This window comes from Sphaerisporangium sp. NPDC049002, assembly GCF_040649355.1.
Classification (GTDB): Bacteria; Actinomycetota; Actinomycetes; order Streptosporangiales; family Streptosporangiaceae; genus Sphaerisporangium.
Genome location: NZ_JBEZFH010000072.1, coordinates 1 through 17,431, shown reverse-complemented (window position 1 = coordinate 17,431; position 17,431 = coordinate 1). Strand labels below are relative to the sequence as shown.

Sequence of the window (17,431 nt, the reverse complement as noted above, 5' to 3'; positions counted from 1 at the left end):
GACCGCCGGCCCGCCCATCTCCCGAGCGACGAGAAGCCCATGACCCCCTACGTGCTGGCCGCCGACATCGGCGGCACCAAACTGGCCGCCGCCATGATCGGCGAGGACGGCGCGGTGCTCCGCCGCGGCGAGGTGCCCACCCCCGCCGCGCTCCCCGGCGAGGCCGCCGTGGTGGGCCGCGCCCTCACGAACCTGATCCACGACGTGGCCGGGGACGCCCCGCCGCTCGCGGTCAGCGTCGCGTCGGCGGGGCCCCTCGACCTCCTCGCCGGCACGGTCAGCCCGGTCAACATCCCCGCCTGGCGGGAGTTCCCGATCCTCGCCCAGGTGGCCGAGGTGGTGCCCGGCGTTCCGTCCCGTCTCGTGGGCGACGCCGTGGCGGCGGCGGCCGGAGAGGCCTGGCGCGGCGCGGGACGCGGCGCGGCGGCCATGCTCGGCATCGTGGTCTCAACCGGCATCGGCGGCGGCCTCGTCCTCGACGGCGTCCCCTACGCCGGGCCGACGGGCAACGCCGGCCATATCGGGCACATCGTCGTGGACCCCGGCGGCTCCCTCTGCCCCTGCGGGGCCACCGGGTGCGTCGAGACCGTCGCGAGCGGCCCCTCGATGGTCCGCTGGGCCAGGGACCAGGGATGGAACGGCCCCGACGCGCGCGAGCTGTCACGCTCGGCCCGCGACGGCGAGGCGGTGGCCCTGGCCGCCTTCGAGCGCGCCGCAGGCGCCCTCGCGAGCGCGATCATCTCGGTGGCCGCCGTCTGCGACCTCGACCAGGTGGTGATCGGCGGCGGGGTCGCGGGGGCCGGCGAGCTGCTTTTCGCCCCGCTGCGCCGGGCCGTCGCCGGCCGCGCGCACCTGGGGTTCGTCCAGCGACTGCGCGTCACCCCCGCGGCCCTCGGCCGGGACGGAGGGCTGGTCGGCGCGGCCCGCATGGCCCTGCTCTGACGCCCGCCGCCCGGTCCCAGGGGCCTGCCGCCGGGTCTCGGGGGGCCCGCGGCCCGGTCCCGGGGAGGGCCTGCCGCGAAGGCCCAATTCATGGATTTCTCAAACTTCTCTTACGGCGCTGGTAGCCGTGCCGTCCTAGCTTTACGGTGCATCTCCCGCAACCGGCAAAGGACGGTCGTGTGTCTACCACCCTCGGCGAAGTGGAGTCCACCTTCACCCCCGCCACCGTCGGCGGCGCGGTGGTCTACGACCTGACGGGCTCGTAGCCCACCCGCAGAGGTCCGCTCCTGTTCCAGATTTTTACGACCTGTTTGGTTGGTTATAGTCGGAGGCGACGTGCCCGGCCCACCGTCGTACGGACACTGAGGAAGGACCATGGCGCAGATCATCACGAGCGACGCGGAAGCGCTCGCGACCGCCGCGAGGCTGTCGGAGAAGTTCGCCGCCGGGGCCGCCGACCGCGACCGGGAACGCCGACTGCCCTCCGCCGAGCTCGACGAGCTGTCCGGGAGCGGCCTGCTCGCCATCACGGTCCCCCGTGACCACGGCGGCGCCGACGTGAGCGGCCGTACCCTGGCGGAGGTCGTGCGGCTCCTCGCGGCCGGCGACCCCAACATCGCGCAGATCCCGCAGAGCCACTTCGTCTACGTGAACGTGCTGCGCCGCCAGGGCACCCCTGAGCAGCGGAAGTTCTTCTTCGCCGAGATCCTCCACGGCAGGCGGCTCGGCAACGCCCAGTCAGAGGCGGGGACCAAGCACGTGCAGGACCACCGCACGCGCCTGACCCCGCACGCCGACGGCGGGTGGGTGCTGGAGGGCGACAAGCACTACAGCACGGGCGCGCTGTTCGCCGACTGGATCCCGGTGCTGGCGCGCGACCCCGACGAGCGGCTCCAGGTGGCGTACGTCCCCCGGGACGCCGAGGGCGTCGAGGTCGTGGACGACTGGGCGGGGATGGGCCAGCGGCTCACCGCCAGCGGCACCGTCCACCTGCGGGGGGTGCGCGTGCCGGCCGACCGCGTGGTTCCCCACCACCTGACGTTCACCGGGCCACAGCTCCACGGGGCCGTGGCCCAGCTGTTGCACGCCGCCATCGATGTGGGCATCGCGGGCACCGCGCTGGCCGAGGCGGCAGAGTTCGTCCGCACCAAGAGTCGGCCGTGGTTCGAGAGCGGGTACGAGAGCGCGGCCGAGGACCCGCTGCTCATCCAGCGCTTCGGCGAGCTCGCGATCACGCTCAGGGCGGCCGAGGCGCTGCTCCGGGAGGCGGGCGACGCCGTGGACGCGGCCAGGGCCGATCTCGACGACGACAGCGCCGCCTCGGCCTCGATCGCGGTGGCCACGGCCAAGGCCTACGCCGACCGGGCCTCGATCGAGCTGGCCGACGCCGTCTTCGAGGTCTCCGGCACCCGGTCCGCGCTGGAGCACCTGAACCTGAACCGGCACTGGCGCAACGCCCGTACCCACACGCTGCACGACCCGGTGCGCTGGAAGATCCAGCACATCGGCCGTTACACCCTGAACGGCACCCCGCCGCCCCGCCATGGCCTGCTCTGACTTCGCCGGAAGGCACATCAAGGTCGAGGGGGCCCGCATCCCGCGCGTCCCCGACCCGCTGCCGCCGATCTACTTCGGCGGCTCCTCCGGCCCCGCCGGACCGGTGGCGGCCCGCCACTCCGACGTCTACCTCACCTGGGGGGAGCCGCCCGCCGCGGTGGCCGCCAAGCTGGAGTGGATCGCCGCGCTGGCCGCCGAGCGCGAGCGCACCCTGAGGTACGGCATCCGCCTGCACATCATCACCCGCGACACCGCCGAAGAGGCATGGGCGGTTGCCGGACGGCTGCTCCAGGGCATCGACCCCGAGACGATCCGGCGTGTGCAGGAGGGCCTGCGGCGTAGCGAGTCCGAGGGCCAGCGCAGGATGCTCGACCTGCACGGCGGCGACACCTCCGACCTGCTGGTCGCCCCCAACCTGTGGGCCGGGGTCGGGCTCGTGCGCGGCGGCGCCGGCACCGCCCTGGTCGGCAGCCACCAGGAGGTGGCCGACCGGATCGCCGAGTACCACGACCTCGGTCTCACCGAGTTCGTGCTGTCGGGGTACCCGCACCTGGAGGAGGCCTACTGGTTCGGCGAGGGGGTCCTGCCGATCCTCGAACGGCGCGGGCTGTGGGCCCACCCCAGCCGCGAGGGCACGTCCGCCCCGGCCGCCGTCCCGTTCGCGGGGGTCTGACCCACCGGCATCCGTGAGGCCCGAGGGCTGACCCGCCGACCGGTGTGGTCTCCGGGGGAGGCGGGCCGATCGCCCGGGAAGGACGGGACCTTCGGCCCTGATCGACGCTTTCCGCGTCGGGCAATCTGGACCCATGACACTGGATTCGGCGGGGTTGCAGGTGCTGTCACGCGAGGAGTGCCTCGTGCTGCTGGCCTCCGTCCCCGTCGGGCGCATCGTGTTCACCGACCGCGCCCTCCCCGCCGTCCAGCCCGTCGGGTTCGTCCTCGACGGCGAGCATGTCGTGATCCGGACCACCGCCGGCTCCCGGCTGGCGTCCGCCGCCCGCAACGCGGTCGTGGCCTTCGAGGCGGACGAGTTCGACGCGCGGGCGCACCAGGGATGGTCGGTCACCATGGTCGGGCACGCCCGGGCCGTACAGGATCTCGCGGAGATCGAGCGGCTGGCCCTGCTCCCCCTGACCCCGTGGGCGCGGGGCGGCGGCGACCACTTCATCGTCATGTACCCCCAGCAGATCACCGGACGCCGGATCCACGGGGAGGCCGCGCTCACCTGAGCCGGACCCCTGGGGAGGCCGCGCTCAGGTGAGCGCCTTCAGCTCCTCAAGCGCCTCACGCAGGTGGTCGACGACGCTCCACACGTCGGGCACCATCGTGCGGCAGGCGACGACCCCCACGTCGATCTGCCCGTCGTAAGAGAAGGCCGTGATGTTGAGGCCTCCGCTCGCGTCGGTGACGACCGACACCGGGTACTGCGCGAGCAGCCGCCGCCCGCACACGTACAGCGGGATCTGCGGGCCGGGGATGTTCGAGATGATCAGGTTGACCGGCGGCGACGTCTGGGCGACGAGCCCGAAGGCGGCGCGGTCGGCCAGGCCGGTGAGGGCGGCGGGCATGCTCTCGCTCAGGTGCCGCAGCCAGCGCGCGGGGGACAGGTTGAAGCGGTCCTTGATCCGCCGCATCGCCTGGTGGACGGCCTCCAGCCGCTCGCCCGGGTCGGCGATCTGGGTGTCCAGCGAGGTGATCATGAGCGTGACCTGGTTGCCCGGCCCGTCCGCGCCCGCGTCCCGCAACGAGAACGGGACGCCCGCCACGAGCGGCTCGGCGGGGAGCGCCTCGTGCGCGATCAGCCAGCGCCGGACGGCCGTCGCCGCCAGGGTCATGACCACGTCGTTGACGGTGATGCCGAAGGCGTTCTTGATCTGCTTGACCTCGTCGAGCGGGATCTCCACGAAAGCGAACCGGCGGTGCGCGGACACCGGGCCGTTGAAGGGCGTACGGGGCGCGGTGAGCTTCGGCAGCTCGGGGACCTCCTTCCCGAGGCCGACCTGGCGGGCCAGCCAGCGGGTGGCCCGCGACACCGGCACCGCGCCGGGCAGCCGGGAGATGACCGGGATCTCGTCCAGGTAGGGCATCGCCTCGGCGAAGAACCTCAGCAGGTGGGCCGGGTTGGCGACCAGCCGTCCCGCGGTCCTGAGCAGCATCTCCGCCGTCTCCGGGGCGCGCTCCGGCTCCGCGGGCCGCCCGGCGGCGCGGCGCTTCGGCCGTGGCTCGGTGTCCATGAACGCGGCGAGCACGTCGGCCCCGCCGATGCCGTCGATCGCGGCGTGGTGCAGCTTGGTGTACAGCGCGGTACGGCCGCCCTCCAGCCCGTGGATCAGGTACATCTCCCACAGCGGGTGGCGCCGGTCCAGCCGCCGCGCGTGCAGCCTGGCCACCTGCGCGGCGAGCTGCCGGTCGGTCCCCGGAGACGGGAGCGCCAGCTCGCGCACGTGGTAGTCGAGGTCCAGCGCCTCGTCCTGCGCCCAGTAGGGATGGTCGAGGCCGAGCGGCACCGGCACCACCCTCTGCCGGAGCGGCGCGACCAGCGCCGACCGCTCCTCCACGAGCTTGACGAGGTCGTCACGGGTCACCTCGCCTTCGAGGATCGACAGCCCGGCGACGTTGGCGACGTTCGTCTCGGTCTCGAAGTTGAGAAACTGCGCGTCGAGCGCGCTGAGCTGCCGCACGGGCCCACCTCCTCGATCTCGGCCGGCACCCTGTCCCTTCCCTACCTGCCCCCTCCCGACCGTACGATGCGGGCCGCGCCGACCGCTCCTCCCACTCCCGCCCGGCGTGCCGGTACGGCTCGCGCCCCCGAGCGGCGCGAGCCGTACCGCGATCATCGGTCAGGAGGCGGGGACGGTGTCAACCCAGCGGGTCCCAGTGGAGCGGTACCCGCTGACGCGGCTCGTGACGTCGGCGGGCGCCACGACCTCGTTCTTCGCGTGGTAGAACCAGTCGACCTGCTGGACATAACCGCGCTGCGAAGAGCTGCCGACCAGGCCGCCGCTGATGAACCACAGGTTGAAGTTCACCGACTGGACGGTCTCGGGGTAGTAGATGTCGCCGTGCTGGGCGAACAGCGCGCCGTCGATGTAGTACTTGATGAGCCCTCCGGAGACCTGGAGGACCAGGTCGTGCCAGCCGTCGTAGCTCGCCCTGACCTCGTTGTGGACGTTGACCGCCAGCCACGGGTCGTTGCGGTAGGTCTCCCACGAGGTGGTGTACATGATGTCGCCCGTCTCGCCCCAGCCGCCGTTGGGCAGGTACTCGAAGTCCTGCTCGCTGTAGTTTGGGTCGAGGTCGGCGGCCAGCGGGGTGATCGTGAAGAACGTCTCCACGATGTTGTCGCCGTCCGGGCCGCTGACGGGGGCGTCGGAGAACTTCACGCGCGCGGCGTAGGTGCCTTCGAGGAACTTGCGCTGGTGCAGGAACTCCGCCTGCTGCGTCCCCGCCCCCGTGCCGTCGGTGACGGCCTTGAGCTGGAGCGCCTGGTTGCCGGTGCCGATCGAGGGGAAGCTGACGTTGCCCTTCGGCCAGCTCGCCCCGGGCACGCCGGGGCCGCCGGAGTTGGTGCGGACGGTCCAGTTGTGCGCGGTGATGGCCGGGTCGTCGGAGCCGGTGTACGCGAAGTCGTCGAAGACGACCCCGGCGTTGCCCCCGGGAGGCGGCGTGACGGTCGGGGTCGGCGAGGGAGAGGTCCCGCCTCCCGCCGGAGCGGTGCCCCAGAGCAGGACGCCGTTCTGGTAGACGGTCACCTTGGTCCAGTCGCCGTAGGTCGTGCGCGCGGGGCCGAACGAGTAGTCGTCGCTCTGCGTGATCGTCTGCCAGTCGGACCGGTAGAAGCGCAGTTGCAGGTCACCGGTCTGCGCTCCGGGCGCCAGGCTGCCCGAGGTGAAGCCCACCTCCAGGTAGCGGTCGGCGGTGGCCGTACCGGGCGAGATGACGCCGAACGCGCCGGTCACCGTCGAGCAGGAGATCACCGCCCACGAGCAGGCGAAGCGGTACTGCTGCGACGCCGAGTCGGCCTTGAAGTAGTAGCGGATCTTCACCCCGCTCAGCGCCACCGTCGTGGTGCCGTTGTTCACGAGGTTGAACCACGGCTCGACCTGGTCGGCGGTGGCGCCCGTGGCGCTCGTCTTGTACTGCAGCCGCAGCGACTGGGCGGCGCCCGCCGGGCCGGCGGCGCTCACCCCGATCAGCGCCGCGAGCAGGGCGGCCACGAGCCCGCCCAGTAACAGCTTCCTCGACACTCTGGTCTTCCTTGGCACTTTCATTCCTTTCCTGCGCTCACGTGCGGTTCCGCTCCGCAGGGGGCGTGAACGCGTTCATCGGGCTCGCGGGGCGAGATCGGGTGGCTACGGGATGAGCGGCCCCACGTGGACGCCCTGGGCGGTCAGCCGGGCGAGGTGCGGGTCGAGCCGCCGCAGGAAGTCCGGGTAATCGCGGGGCGACCCCCAGGCCACCTCGGCGAACGCGCACAGCCGGGGGAAGGCCATGTACTCCACCTGCTCCGGCGTGGGCATGTACTCGGTCCAGATCTGGCACTGCACCCCGCGCACGCCCGGGTCCGGGGTGAAGGCGTAGGCGTCGGCGAGCGTGACGACCCCCGGCTGCGCCGGCGGCTGCCCCGGGGCGTCCGACGGGTAGTAGTCGAGGTAGGTCCGCGTGTGGGGGGCCAGGATGATGTCGGTCCTGTCCCCTCCGGCGTGCTCGTCGAGCCAGACCATGACCGTCGTGCCGGGCGCGGGTTCCCGGTCGGGCTCGTCCCAGCAGATGAGCCTGCGCCCGTGCCCCGACAGGTGCTCGGCCATCCGGCCGATGAACCACCCGCACGCCTGCGAGGGCCCGGCCAGCCCGAGCTCATCCAGCCGCCGCAGCGCCCTCGGGCTGCGCTCCCACTCGACCGGCGGGCACTCGTCGCCGCCGACGTGGATGTACGGGCCGGGGAACAGCTCCACCACTTCGTCCAGGACGTCCTGGCAGAACCGGATGGTGGACTCCTCCAGGTTGAACACGTGCTCGCTGATCCCCCACTCCGACCAGACAGGAAGCCGCCGGGACGGCTCGTTGCCCAGCTCGGGGTAGGCGGCTATCGCGGCCTGGACGTGGCCGGGCATCTCGATCTCGGGGACCACGGTGACGAACCGCTCCGCGGCGTAGGCGACGATCTCCCGCACGTCCTCGCGGGAGTAGAACTCCCGGGAGTCCCCCGGCGCCGGGGATCCGCCACGCCGGGCGCCGACCTCGGTCAGCCGGGGATAGCGCTCGATCTCCAGCCGCCAGCCCTGGTCGTCGGTCAGGTGCAGGTGCAGGATGTTGAGCTTGTGCTCGGCCAGCAGGTCGATCAGGCGCAGCACGAACGCCTTGGGCATGAAGTGGCGGGCCACGTCGAGCATGACGCCGCGCCAGCCGAACCGGGGCCTGTCCTCGATGGTCCCGTACGGCACGGCGGCGCCGTACTGGGCGAGGGTCTGGAGCCCGTAGAACCGGCCCGCCCGGCCTCCGGCGGCGAGCTCTATCCCGGACGGGCCGACCCGCAGGCGGTATCCCTCCTCTCCCAAGGACGGGTCCTGCGGCGCGAGCCGTACAAGATCTGGGTGGAAAGCGACGGAGCCCCCGAGGACGGCCAGCTCCCGCGGCCGCGGAATGATCACGTTTGTCTCTTCCTTTCGCAGCTTCACGAGCCCTGTTCACGGGCGCGCTGACGCACGCCCTTGGCGCAGGCGCGCCAAGGGAGAAGGTGGAGTCCGAGGTCAGCCCTTGACGGCGCCGGCGATCATGCCGGAGGTGACCCTGCGCTGGAGGACGAGGAAGATCAGCAGCACGGGGAGCATGAAGAGGCCGGCGGCGGCCATCGTGGCGCCCCAGTCGGTGCCGAAGATGTTGCTGAAGGACGACAGCCACACCGGCAGGGTCCGGTCGTCCTGGTTCTTGATGATCAGCGCGTTGGCGAAGGCGAACTCGTTCCAGGCCGTGATGAAGCCGAACAGCGAGGTGGACATCAGGCCGGGGGCCAGCAGGGGCAGGACGACCCGGCGGAAGGCGACCGTACGGCTGGCGCCGTCCATCATCGCGGCCTCCTCCAGCTCCGGCGGGATCGCCGCGAGGAAGCCGCGCAGGGTCACGATCGTGAACGGCAGCGTGGCCATGAAGTAGAGCAGGGTCAGCATCGAGAGCCTGTCGAGCATGCCGGTGTCGCGGGCGATGATGAACATCGAGATCAGCAGCGCCTCCCATGGCGCCATCTGGGCGATGAAGACCATCAGGATGAACGCCCGCCTGCCGCGCCACCGCATCCGCGCGACCGCGAACGCCGCCAGCAGCGCCACCACCAGCGAGAGCAGCACGGCGGAGACGGTGACGACGATGCTGTTGCGCCAGAACATCCCGAAGCCGTCCGCGCTCACGGCGGTGACGAAGTGCTCCACCGTCGGATGGGCCGGCCAGAAGGTCGGCGTCTCCGACTGGATGTCGGCGGCCGGGGTGAACGCGGTGACGGCCATCCAGTAGACGGGGAAGACCGAGACGACCAGGACCGCGAGCGCCGCCAGGTTCAAAGGGACGCGGCGGGCGAGCCGCCGGGGCAGCGGTGTCACAGGACCTCTCCTTCGTGCTTGAGCATCCGCCGCAGGTGGGTGAGCAGGACGGCCAGCAGGATCAGCACGGTCAGCGTGGAGATCGCCGAGCCGAGGTCGTACCTGTGCAGCGACTGGGCGACCTGGAACGCGTAGATCGGCAGGGTCGTGGTGGCCCCTTCCGGGCCGCCCTTGCTGATCGCCCAGATCTGGGCGAAGCACTTGAACACCCAGATCACCTCCAGCGAGGTGATCAGCCCGAACAGCGGACGGAGGATGGGGAAGGTGACCTCGCGGAAGATCTGCGCTCCGGTCGCCCCGTCGATCCGGGCGGACTCGTCCAGTTCGACGGGGATCGTGGTCAGGCCCGCGTACAGGGTGAGCGCGGCGAACGGCACCGACTGCCACACCACCAGCATGACCAGGATGGCGAACGTCGAGGAGCCGCCCGCGAACCAGGTGTAGTCCCTGAACGACTCGAACCCGAGCCTGACCAGCAGCCAGTTGACCACGCCCAGCCGTGACTGGAACAGCCACTGGAAGATCGTGGTCGCCGCCAGGACCGGCGTCGCCCAGGTGAGGACCAGGCCGCCCATCACGGCCGTCCGCATGCGCCTGCCCAGCCGGGCGATCATCAGCGCCGTCAGCGTGGAGATCACCATGATCAGGACGACGTTGACGGCCGTCCAGACCAGCGTGCGGCGCACCACCGCCCAGAACTCGGCGCCGCCCAGAACTTCCTGGTAGTTCTCCAGGCCGACGAACGCCGCCCCGCCTCGAATCAGCTCACCGGTCCTGAAGTGCTGGAACGAGATCACCACACTGCGCGTCAGGGGGTAGAGCAGCAGGAAGGCGGCCCCGGCGACGGTGGGCGCGACCAGCAGGTAAGGCCACAGCCCGGCCATGCGCGGCCCCCTCCGGTCCGCGCCTTCCTCCCCGGGACGGCGCGGACCGGCGGCGGACGTACCGGGACGGCTCGTACGACCGGCGGACGCCCCGGGGACGCCCACCGGACCCTCCGGCGCCCCGGGGAAACTGTCCGGCCCTTCCGGCGCCCCGGAGACCTCCTTGCCGCGCCCCCGCCGTGGGGTGGGGGTCAGGGGTGAGACGGACACGACACTCCTCGGTCGACGGGTTCGACGGGTTCGACGGGTTCGGCTGGAGGGAAGCCCCGGCGCTCAGGACTTGGTGTTGAGGATCGTGGTGATCGTCTGTGAGGCCGTGGCCGCCTCCGCCGCCGGATCCCCGCCGGTCAGCGCCTTGGTCATGAACTCCTTGATGACGTTCTTGGCCTCGACCGCCGCCCAGTTGGGCGAGTTCGGGGTCGCGTGGCCGTTCGCGGCTCCGGCGGCCATCGCGGCGGTGCCCTCGTTGCCGTCGAGCGCGCTCCCGAGCGAGACGCGGTTCGGGACGTAGCTCATCTCCTTGGCCATGTCGACCTGGAACGCCTCCCCGGCCAGCGCCTTGACCACCTCGTACGCGAGGTCCTGGTTCTTCGACGCCTCGGGGATGATCAGGTCGGAGCCCCCGGTGAACACGGCGCCCGGCCTGTCGGAGGTCTTGCCCGGGATCGGGAAGAATCCGAGCTTGCCGGCCAGACCGGGATTGGCCTTCTCGATGGCCACCGCGCCGCCCGGGGTGGAGATGAGCTGCGCGACGTCGCCCTTGGCGAACACGTCCGCCTGCGGCGGCCGGCTCTCGTCGGAGTCCTTCGGGCCCTTGCCGAGGGCCTGGAGCCGCTTGTAGAAGTCCATGCCGGCCAGCGCCTGCGGGGTGTCGAGGGCGCCCTTCCACCCGGCGCCGTCCCTGACCGCGAGGTCGCCGCCCTCGTCCCAGATGAACCCCGCGAGGGTGTACCAGTTCTGCCCCGCGAGGTAGATGCCCTGGTCACCACCCTTGTCGAGCTTGGCGGTGGTGGCGAGCCACTCCTCCCGCGTCCTGGGCGGAGCGGTGATCCCCGCCTTGGCGAACAGGTCCTTGTTGTAGATCACCACACGGTTGGCCGCGTACCACGGGATGCCGTACTGGTGCCCGTCGATCTTGCCGGGCTCGGCCAGGCCGGGGAGCCAGTCGGCGCCGCCGAGGTCGGCGACCTTGTCGGTGAGGTCCTTCACCCCGCCGCTGGCGGCGTACTCGGCGACCTGGGTGTTGCCCACCTCGATCACGTCGGGGGCGTCGTTGCTGGCCAGGCCGCTGGTCACCTTCTGGCCGATGCCGTCCCATTCCTGGATCTGGACGTCCAGGGTCACCTGGGGATGGGTCCGCTGGAACTCGGTCGTGAAGCGGCCGAGCACCGCGTCGGAGAAGCTGTCGCGCATCACCCAGACCGTGAGCTTCGCTTGGGCCTCGCCCGCTCCTGAGGAGCCGGAAGAGCCGGTGGACGGGGAGGGGGAACCGCACGCGGTCAGGCCGGCGGCGAGCGCCAGCACTCCTGTCGCGGCGAGAAGGCGATACCTCACGGGATCTCCCATTGGTCAGATATTGGTAAGCAATCCGCCCGATATGGATAGAGTGGTCTTAACCAGTTGGCGCGTCAAGACCCTTCCCGAAAGCAGAGCCCAGGGGGGCCGCCCAAGATTGGTAATACGCTGGTAATGTCACTGGTGTGACTCTGAACATGCGGGCCGGGCTCAAGCGTGATCGGGTGCGTGACTTCCTGCTCGACTTCATCGCCGACAAGCGGCCGGGCGAGGCCATCCCGTCCGAGCGGGACCTCTGCAAGGAGCTGGGGGTGTCCCGCCCCACCCTGCGTGCGGCGATAGACGATCTGGTCAGGTCGGGCCTGCTGGTCCGCGAGCACGGCCGGGGCACCTTCACCGGTCCCCACCGGGTCACCCAGGCGCTGTCGGCCACGCCCAGCGGCTCCTTCTACGCCCCTCCGGCCGAGGGCCGGTGGCTCAGCCGGATACTGGAGTTCGGCCTCGTCCCCGCCGGCCCGCAGCTCGCCACCCGGCTCCGGCTCTCCCCCGCCGCCCCCGTCCTGCGCGTGGTACGGCTGCGCATCGTCGACGACGAGCCGATGGCGATCGAGCGCATCCAGCTGCCGGACGCCCTGGTGGAGGGCCTGGTCCCCGCCGACATGGAGTCGGGGTCGTTCTACCGCCTGCTGCGCGAGAGGTTCGGCGTCGACGTCCGCAGCGCCGTGCAGACCATCGAGGCCACCGTCACCGACGAGACCGAGGCCGAGCTGCTGCACGTCCCCCAGCACTTCCCCGCCCTCGGCGTGGAACGCACCACTCGCGATGCCGACGGCCGGATCGTCGAGTTCGTCCGCTCCATCTACCGGGGCGACCGCTACCGCGTCACCTCCGAACTCCACTTCGACGCCAACTCCGGCTGAGGCCGCACCCCCCGCACATGCGCCCGAGTCCGCCCGTGAGCTTGCCTGGGCGGGGCCCAATATGCGCCAATGGCGAGTGGGTACGGTCCTTCCAGGGGGTGCCGGGCACGTGAACGGGCGTCGAATGGGAGTGGTCGCGTGGGGGACATAAGTTCTTCGGCAATGGAGAAGCGGGTCGAGGAAATTTGGAAAGACGTGCTCAGCGTCTCGCCCGGTGAGGCGAATGCCACGTTCTCCGAGCTGGGCGGCCGGGGAATGTCCGCCTTGCGAATCGTCTCGCGTATCGACGACGAGCTCGGCGTCAGGGTCGAGGTGGGCGACCTGTTCGAGCACGAGAGCCTGGACGCCTTCGTGCGCCACGTCATGACGAAGGCGAGGAGCGTCTCATCCCCTGACAAGCGGGGCGAGCTGGGCGTCTAGGCCCCCGCTCCGGCACCACCCTCCCGGACCCCGGGACTCCCGGCGCCATGCCCGGGGACCGCTGGAATCCCAGCGCCATGCCCGGGGACCACGGAATCCCGGCGCCATGCCCGGGGAACGCGGGATTCTCCGCGCCACCGTGCCTGCGGGCACGCCCTGACCGTCCGCGCCGTGCCCGCGTGCGCGGCTCTGACCAAGGCGCTGTCCGGATGCACGCCCTGACCAAGGCGCTGTCCGGATGCAGCCATGCCCGGATCTCCGGCGGCCTGCGCGCGGGTCGCGCGGGCCGTCTACCTGGGGTTGTTCCCCTCCTGCCGTCCCGAGCGGGCATGTCCCGCCGGCCGCTGGCAGGAAGCTGCTACCCGCGTGCAACTTGCTGACTTGGAATCGTCTGGTTCGCGGGCCATGAATCGCCGAGAGTTGGTTGTGCGAGAAGAGATACCGCAGCCCAGGAAATGAGACCACGAAATGAAGGACCCGAACCGCTCCTCCGGATTCAAATTCGCCGCCGGCACCACATGGGACTCCGCGAATGCCACACCCGGCACCACCTGGGACTGAGGAAGAAATCAGATGCTGGTCGAACTGAGAATCCGCCGTACGGCCGGAGAACCTTCACCGAATTCACCGGTGGACGGAATCCGGATCCTTGCCCTGCTACCGAAGGAATGGCGTAAGGACCTCAAGAACGTCACCGGCGACATCGCCATCCGGGTCCACACCGACGAGGAGATCAGCAGCGCGCAGATCCGCGCCGAGGTGACCGCCATCCTCACCAATCCCGAAGTCAGCGACTGGGAGCTCGTCACCTGCCACGCCCTGACCACCCGCCACAACGAAGCGAAGGAAGACACGCCATGAACGCCCTCGCCCTGAAGTCCGCCGAATGCCGCGTATGGTGGGCGGACCCGCAGGACCAGCCGATCGAGACGCTGCTCGGCGTGCTCAACGAAACCGAGCTGAAGCGTTCCACGACCTACCGCCGCGAGCAGGACCGGCGCCGCTTCGTCACTGCCGCCTGGCTGCTGCGCACCGCCGCCGCCACCCAGCTGGACATGCCGCCCGAGGACGTGCCCATCGAGCGGCGCTGCGGGAGCTGCGACAAGCCGCACGGCAGGCCGTACATCCTCACCGGGGACTCGCTGCACGCCTCGATCTCGCACTCGGGGAACCGCGTCGCGGTGGCCCTGACGACCGCGGGCCCGGTGGGCGTCGACGTCGAGGAGATCCCGACCGCGCCGGTCAGCGAGCTCATACGGTGCGCGCTGTCCCCGGCCGAGAAGGCGGTCCTCGGCACGCTCCCCGAGCGCGACCAGCAGGCGGGCTTCGCCCGGATGTGGGTGTGCAAGGAGGCGGTGCTCAAGGCGACCGGCCACGGGCTGCGGATCCCCCCGGACAAGGTGGAGGTCAGCGGTCCCCTGGAGCAGCCCGAACTGCTCGCATGGCCGCTCGATATCTCCCCCGAAAGCGTGCGAATCACCACCCTTTACCCCGGTGACGGGTACGTCGGCGTGGTCGCGGTCCTCACGGACACCGCCCCGATCACGATCTCCGAATGGGAGGCCACCGCCGTTCGCCACAACTCGTTCTCTTCCGCGGCGCCCATAGCCGCCTGACCACCATTGACTCGATCCGGCACGAGACTGTTGAATAACTACGGGAATTCTTCTTCGGCAGAGCCCCCGGCCGCGCCGATAAACTAACCGCCAGGTCCGATTTCCGTATTGTTTGAGAGGCAGTCTAGCTGTAAAGGAGAGGAAGCCGACCTGCCGTGACAAATCATTTCATCCTCATTCCGGGCCCATGGATGGGCGCCTGGGCCTGGGAGCCGGTGACCCGAGGGCTGCGTAACCTCGGCCACCATGTCCGCCCGATCACCCTGTCGGGACTGTCCAGCCCCGACGCCGACGTCTCCACCGTCGGCCTGGCCACCCATGTGGACGACGTGCTGTCGATCCTCGCGAAGGAAGACCTGCGCGACGTCATCGTGGTGGGGCACAGCTATTCGGGCATCGTCGCCGGCCTGGTGGCCGACCGGGCGCCCGAACGCGTGACGCACACCGTGTTCGTGGAGGGTTTCCTGCCGCACGACGGGAAGTCGATGCTCCACGCCTTCCCGGAGCGCCAGCGCGCCGGAGAGCTCGCGCTGATCGCCGAGAACAGCGGGCGCTGGCCGATCCCCGATGTCACGATCGTGGCCGAGGGACAAGATCTGTCCATCCAGCAGGCCCAGTGGCTGGTGGAACGCTTCGTCGGGCATCCCGGGCACACGCTGTCCGAACCCGCCGTCCTGAAGCGGCCCCTGGCACAGCAGCGGGCGAGCTACATCGTGTGCTCCAAGGAGCACTTCGGCGGCCGGGTCTCCGACGACGTCGCGGCCATGCGCGCCGAGCCGAACTGGTCCTTCCACACCATCAACACCGGGCACTGGCCGATGGTCTCGGCCCCCGACCAGCTCGTCACCCTCCTGACCTCGATCGCCTCCCAGGAGAACCCCCCGTACGCCCCCGCCCACGTCTAGCCGGCCCGTCACGAACGAAACGACCCTGGACGACGGCACGGCCCAGGACGAGAGCACGGCTCAGGACGAAGCACGAAGGTCGGCCCCGTAGCGGGCCCCGAGGTCGGCGGCATCACGCGACAGGTCCCATCGGGGACACGGATCTCGCGCCGCGATCTCGCCCCTCCACCACAGCCCTCACGGCATCGCTTCGCCGTGCCCTCGCGCGGCCGGAAGAGCGGCAGACGGGATCTCCCCCGGTTCACAGCAGAGTGGGAACCGGGGTGGCCAGACCGGCCGCCCCGTAGGCGAACGCCGAGGAGAAGACCCGCTCGAAGGCCAGCGCGATCTTGATCTCGCCGACGCTGTTCGGATGGACGCCGTCGTAGGCGTCCGCGTACGGATCGTAGACACCGCCGAGGTCGACCAGGACGGTCCTCGACCGGGCCGTCGACATCGCCGCGAGGCGGAAGGACAGCTCCCGGTTGTAGGAAGTGATGTCGCGCGCGAGGTTCGGATGTTCACGCAGCGGGGTGCGGTGCACGACGTTGGCGAACAGGAGCTGGACGTCCGGATTGGCGTCGCGCGCTCGCGTGATGAAGGTCTCCGCGTCCGCCAGCAGACCGGCGGGGGCGGACACACCCCAGGCCAGGTCGTTGAATCCGAGCGCGACCATGAGGTAGCCGGCGTCGTGGGCGGTGACGGCGTCCCCGATGTTGTCCCTGGCCTCGCGCAGCCGGCGTCCCCAGCTCGCGTAGTGCCTGCTCCCTCCGAACGCGATCCCCCGCCGGTAGCGTCCGGCGTGGACGGGGTCCCCGGGGTGGGCCGGGGCGTCGCCCGGCTGGGCCGCGGAGGCCACCCACGTCCCCGCCCACGGCCCGACGAAGCGCGCGGGAACCCCCAGCTCGGTGAGGTTCCGCCAGAACCGGTACCGCCAGGTGTAGTCGCCTTCGCGCCCCTGGCTGATCGAGTCACCGACGATCATGATGTTCGGCGCCGCGCCCCCGCCGGCGGACGGCCACGTCCCCCGCCGCCGACCGGCGGGCGGCGCGCTCACAGGTGGGACGCGCTTCGCACCGCCGTCTTCCCCGGCGTGGAAGCGCTGAGCAGACGGCGCGCCGGTCCTGCGTACGCGAACACCAGGACGGCGAGGCCGGCCAGGAGCAGCAGCGCCAGGAAGACCCATTCGCGGGAGCCCCCCGGCCCGTACACGAGGTTGGGGCGGCCGACGTCGATGGCCTTGGTCTCCGCCCCGGGCTCCAGCGATTCCCGGTCGGCCCCGTACAGCGCGACCTCGGCGCGGTCGATCCTGCCGTCGTCGGACCGGAACTCCCCGAGCCACGAGCAGCTCTCGTGGCCGGGGTGCTGGATGCAGCTGACGCTCCGCGCGGTGAAGACCCCGGGGTCGCCGTCGGCCCGCGCCGCGCGCAGGACCGGGCCGGCGTTGGGGACGACGAGGTAGAGCAGGAAGGCGCCGATGAGGGTCAGGACCGCGGTGAAGAACGGGGAGCGCCCCCGCCTCGCGTGTTCCGCCGTCATCCCTTACCAGCCGTGGGCGTGCGCGGGACGGGCGCAGGTGCACACCATCGCGGCACGCTCGGACTCGCTCGGCCGCAGGTGGCGGATCATCGCGATCACCATGGGGATGAAGACGATCGTGTTGTAGAACAGGTGCAGCTCAACCCGGGGCACCAGGAGCTGGATGATGCTGGTCGGAGCGGGACGGCCCAGCAGGTTCGACCCGCTGAGCGCCTGGCTGAGCAGGAGCAGGTGCTCGAAGTGGTGCCAGATCTGGATGACGAGTGCCGTGGTCCACCAGGTGCGCGAGGTACCGGTGAAGCCCTTCCTGAAAATGATCAGGCCGATCAGCATCAACAGGGCGTAGCCGTAGTGCATCCACTCGGACTTGACCAGCCACGGGAACGGCACGCCGAGCACGCCGCGCGCCTCGGGGAGAGGCCAGCCGAGGACCCAGATCTGGATCGCCTGGGCGATGTGCTCGGCCCAGTGGGCCAGGACTATCACCGTGAAGACGCCCAGCCCGGCCTTGTGGTACCGGCTGTTGAGGGCGTTCAACTGGACTGGAGTGGCCGTTACTGC

Annotated in this window: 17 protein-coding genes and 1 pseudogene; 9 read left to right on the top strand and 9 right to left on the bottom strand. The window is 70.8% G+C overall.

The annotated features are described in order from the left end of the window. The first annotated feature begins 39 nt into the window (after positions 1–39). The 4 genes and pseudogenes from AB0B89_RS16765 to AB0B89_RS16750 all read left to right on the top strand — a co-directional run bounded on the left by AB0B89_RS16765 (position 40) and on the right by AB0B89_RS16750 (position 3,728). Positions 40–942, top strand: coding sequence for an ROK family protein (locus tag AB0B89_RS16765; protein ID WP_358553196.1), 903 nt, complete (start codon positions 40–42; stop codon positions 940–942). Between the two features lie 375 nt (positions 943–1,317). After that, entirely contained in the window at positions 1,318–2,499 is a 1,182-nt protein-coding gene (locus AB0B89_RS16760) for an SfnB family sulfur acquisition oxidoreductase (protein ID WP_358553194.1), read from the top strand. After that, positions 2,498–3,172, top strand: a pseudogene (locus tag AB0B89_RS16755) (LLM class flavin-dependent oxidoreductase); the annotation flags it as partial. The gene AB0B89_RS16760 and the pseudogene AB0B89_RS16755, both read left to right, overlap by 2 nt. Before the next feature lie 133 nt (positions 3,173–3,305). Beyond that, positions 3,306–3,728 (top strand): pyridoxamine 5'-phosphate oxidase family protein, encoded by a 423-nt coding sequence (locus tag AB0B89_RS16750; protein WP_358553192.1) that lies wholly within the window; start codon positions 3,306–3,308, stop codon positions 3,726–3,728. Between the two features lie 24 nt (positions 3,729–3,752). Here the strand turns inward: AB0B89_RS16750 and AB0B89_RS16745 are convergent, their stop codons facing one another. From AB0B89_RS16745 to AB0B89_RS16720, 6 genes are all read right to left on the bottom strand, one after another. After that, positions 3,753–5,180 (bottom strand): wax ester/triacylglycerol synthase family O-acyltransferase, encoded by a 1,428-nt coding sequence (locus tag AB0B89_RS16745; RefSeq protein ID WP_358553190.1) that lies wholly within the window; start codon positions 5,178–5,180, stop codon positions 3,753–3,755. A 159-nt stretch (positions 5,181–5,339) separates the two neighbouring features. After that, on the bottom strand, positions 5,340–6,746 hold the full coding sequence (locus AB0B89_RS16740; protein WP_358553188.1) for a cellulose binding domain-containing protein: 1,407 nt from the start codon (positions 6,744–6,746) through the stop codon (positions 5,340–5,342). 105 nt (positions 6,747–6,851) lie between these two features. Further along, positions 6,852–8,150, bottom strand: coding sequence for a beta-N-acetylhexosaminidase (locus AB0B89_RS16735; RefSeq protein WP_358553186.1), 1,299 nt, complete (start codon positions 8,148–8,150; stop codon positions 6,852–6,854). A gap of 99 nt (positions 8,151–8,249) precedes the next feature. Beyond that, positions 8,250–9,092, bottom strand: coding sequence for a carbohydrate ABC transporter permease (locus AB0B89_RS16730; RefSeq protein WP_358553184.1), 843 nt, complete (start codon positions 9,090–9,092; stop codon positions 8,250–8,252). Next, the gene (locus AB0B89_RS16725; RefSeq protein ID WP_358553182.1) at positions 9,089–10,186 is read right to left on the bottom strand and encodes a sugar ABC transporter permease; all 1,098 of its coding nucleotides are present in this window, start codon (positions 10,184–10,186) and stop codon (positions 9,089–9,091) included. Before AB0B89_RS16725 ends, AB0B89_RS16730 begins: the two co-directional genes overlap by 4 nt. 63 nt (positions 10,187–10,249) lie before the next feature. Beyond that, positions 10,250–11,530: an extracellular solute-binding protein gene (locus AB0B89_RS16720; protein WP_358553180.1), complete on the bottom strand. Its 1,281-nt coding sequence runs from the start codon at positions 11,528–11,530 to the stop codon at positions 10,250–10,252. 146 nt (positions 11,531–11,676) lie between these two features. On the opposite strand from AB0B89_RS16720, the gene AB0B89_RS16715 reads away from it, so the two are divergent. The 5 genes from AB0B89_RS16715 to AB0B89_RS16695 all read left to right on the top strand — a co-directional run bounded on the left by AB0B89_RS16715 (position 11,677) and on the right by AB0B89_RS16695 (position 15,352). Then, complete coding sequence (locus tag AB0B89_RS16715; RefSeq protein ID WP_358553178.1) at positions 11,677–12,411, top strand: GntR family transcriptional regulator; 735 nt, start codon at positions 11,677–11,679, stop codon at positions 12,409–12,411. Positions 12,412–12,573: 162 nt separating this feature from the next. Continuing rightward, positions 12,574–12,831, top strand: a complete 258-nt coding sequence (locus tag AB0B89_RS16710) for a phosphopantetheine-binding protein (protein WP_358553176.1) — start codon at positions 12,574–12,576, stop codon at positions 12,829–12,831. 573 nt (positions 12,832–13,404) lie between these two features. Further along, positions 13,405–13,692: a hypothetical protein gene (locus AB0B89_RS16705; RefSeq protein ID WP_358553174.1), complete on the top strand. Its 288-nt coding sequence runs from the start codon at positions 13,405–13,407 to the stop codon at positions 13,690–13,692. Continuing rightward, positions 13,689–14,447: a 4'-phosphopantetheinyl transferase superfamily protein gene (locus tag AB0B89_RS16700; protein ID WP_358553172.1), complete on the top strand. Its 759-nt coding sequence runs from the start codon at positions 13,689–13,691 to the stop codon at positions 14,445–14,447. Before AB0B89_RS16705 ends, AB0B89_RS16700 begins: the two co-directional genes overlap by 4 nt. Positions 14,448–14,602: 155 nt before the next feature. Further along, the gene (locus AB0B89_RS16695) at positions 14,603–15,352 is read left to right on the top strand and encodes an alpha/beta hydrolase (RefSeq protein ID WP_358553170.1); all 750 of its coding nucleotides are present in this window, start codon (positions 14,603–14,605) and stop codon (positions 15,350–15,352) included. A 241-nt stretch (positions 15,353–15,593) separates the two neighbouring features. Here the strand turns inward: AB0B89_RS16695 and AB0B89_RS16690 are convergent, their stop codons facing one another. Genes AB0B89_RS16690 through AB0B89_RS16680 form a run of 3 tightly spaced genes read right to left on the bottom strand, consistent with a single transcriptional unit; the run spans position 15,594 to position 17,407 of the window. Beyond that, positions 15,594–16,388 carry a GDSL-type esterase/lipase family protein gene (locus AB0B89_RS16690; RefSeq protein WP_358553168.1) on the bottom strand — a complete coding sequence of 265 codons (795 nt, stop codon included), beginning with the start codon at positions 16,386–16,388 and terminating at the stop codon, positions 15,594–15,596. Next, on the bottom strand, positions 16,385–16,870 hold the full coding sequence (locus AB0B89_RS16685) for a hypothetical protein (RefSeq protein ID WP_358553166.1): 486 nt from the start codon (positions 16,868–16,870) through the stop codon (positions 16,385–16,387). The genes AB0B89_RS16690 and AB0B89_RS16685 overlap by 4 nt, the downstream gene beginning before the upstream one ends. A gap of 3 nt (positions 16,871–16,873) precedes the next feature. After that, positions 16,874–17,407 (bottom strand): hypothetical protein, encoded by a 534-nt coding sequence (locus tag AB0B89_RS16680; RefSeq protein WP_358553220.1) that lies wholly within the window; start codon positions 17,405–17,407, stop codon positions 16,874–16,876. Positions 17,408–17,431: the final 24 nt, after the last annotated feature.

Excerpts from the sequence above, each read along its gene's own strand:
- AB0B89_RS16705 (WP_358553174.1), top strand. The coding sequence starts at position 13,405 with ATGCTGGTCGAACTGAGAATCCGCCGTACGGCCGGAGAACCTTCACCG.
- AB0B89_RS16700 (WP_358553172.1), top strand. The coding sequence starts at position 13,689 with ATGAACGCCCTCGCCCTGAAGTCCGCCGAATGCCGCGTATGGTGGGCG.
- AB0B89_RS16685 (WP_358553166.1), bottom strand. The coding sequence starts at position 16,870 with ATGACGGCGGAACACGCGAGGCGGGGGCGCTCCCCGTTCTTCACCGCG.
- AB0B89_RS16765 (WP_358553196.1), top strand. The coding sequence starts at position 40 with ATGACCCCCTACGTGCTGGCCGCCGACATCGGCGGCACCAAACTGGCC.
- AB0B89_RS16710 (WP_358553176.1), top strand. The coding sequence starts at position 12,574 with ATGGAGAAGCGGGTCGAGGAAATTTGGAAAGACGTGCTCAGCGTCTCG.
- AB0B89_RS16750 (WP_358553192.1), top strand. The coding sequence starts at position 3,306 with ATGACACTGGATTCGGCGGGGTTGCAGGTGCTGTCACGCGAGGAGTGC.
- AB0B89_RS16760 (WP_358553194.1), top strand. The coding sequence starts at position 1,318 with ATGGCGCAGATCATCACGAGCGACGCGGAAGCGCTCGCGACCGCCGCG.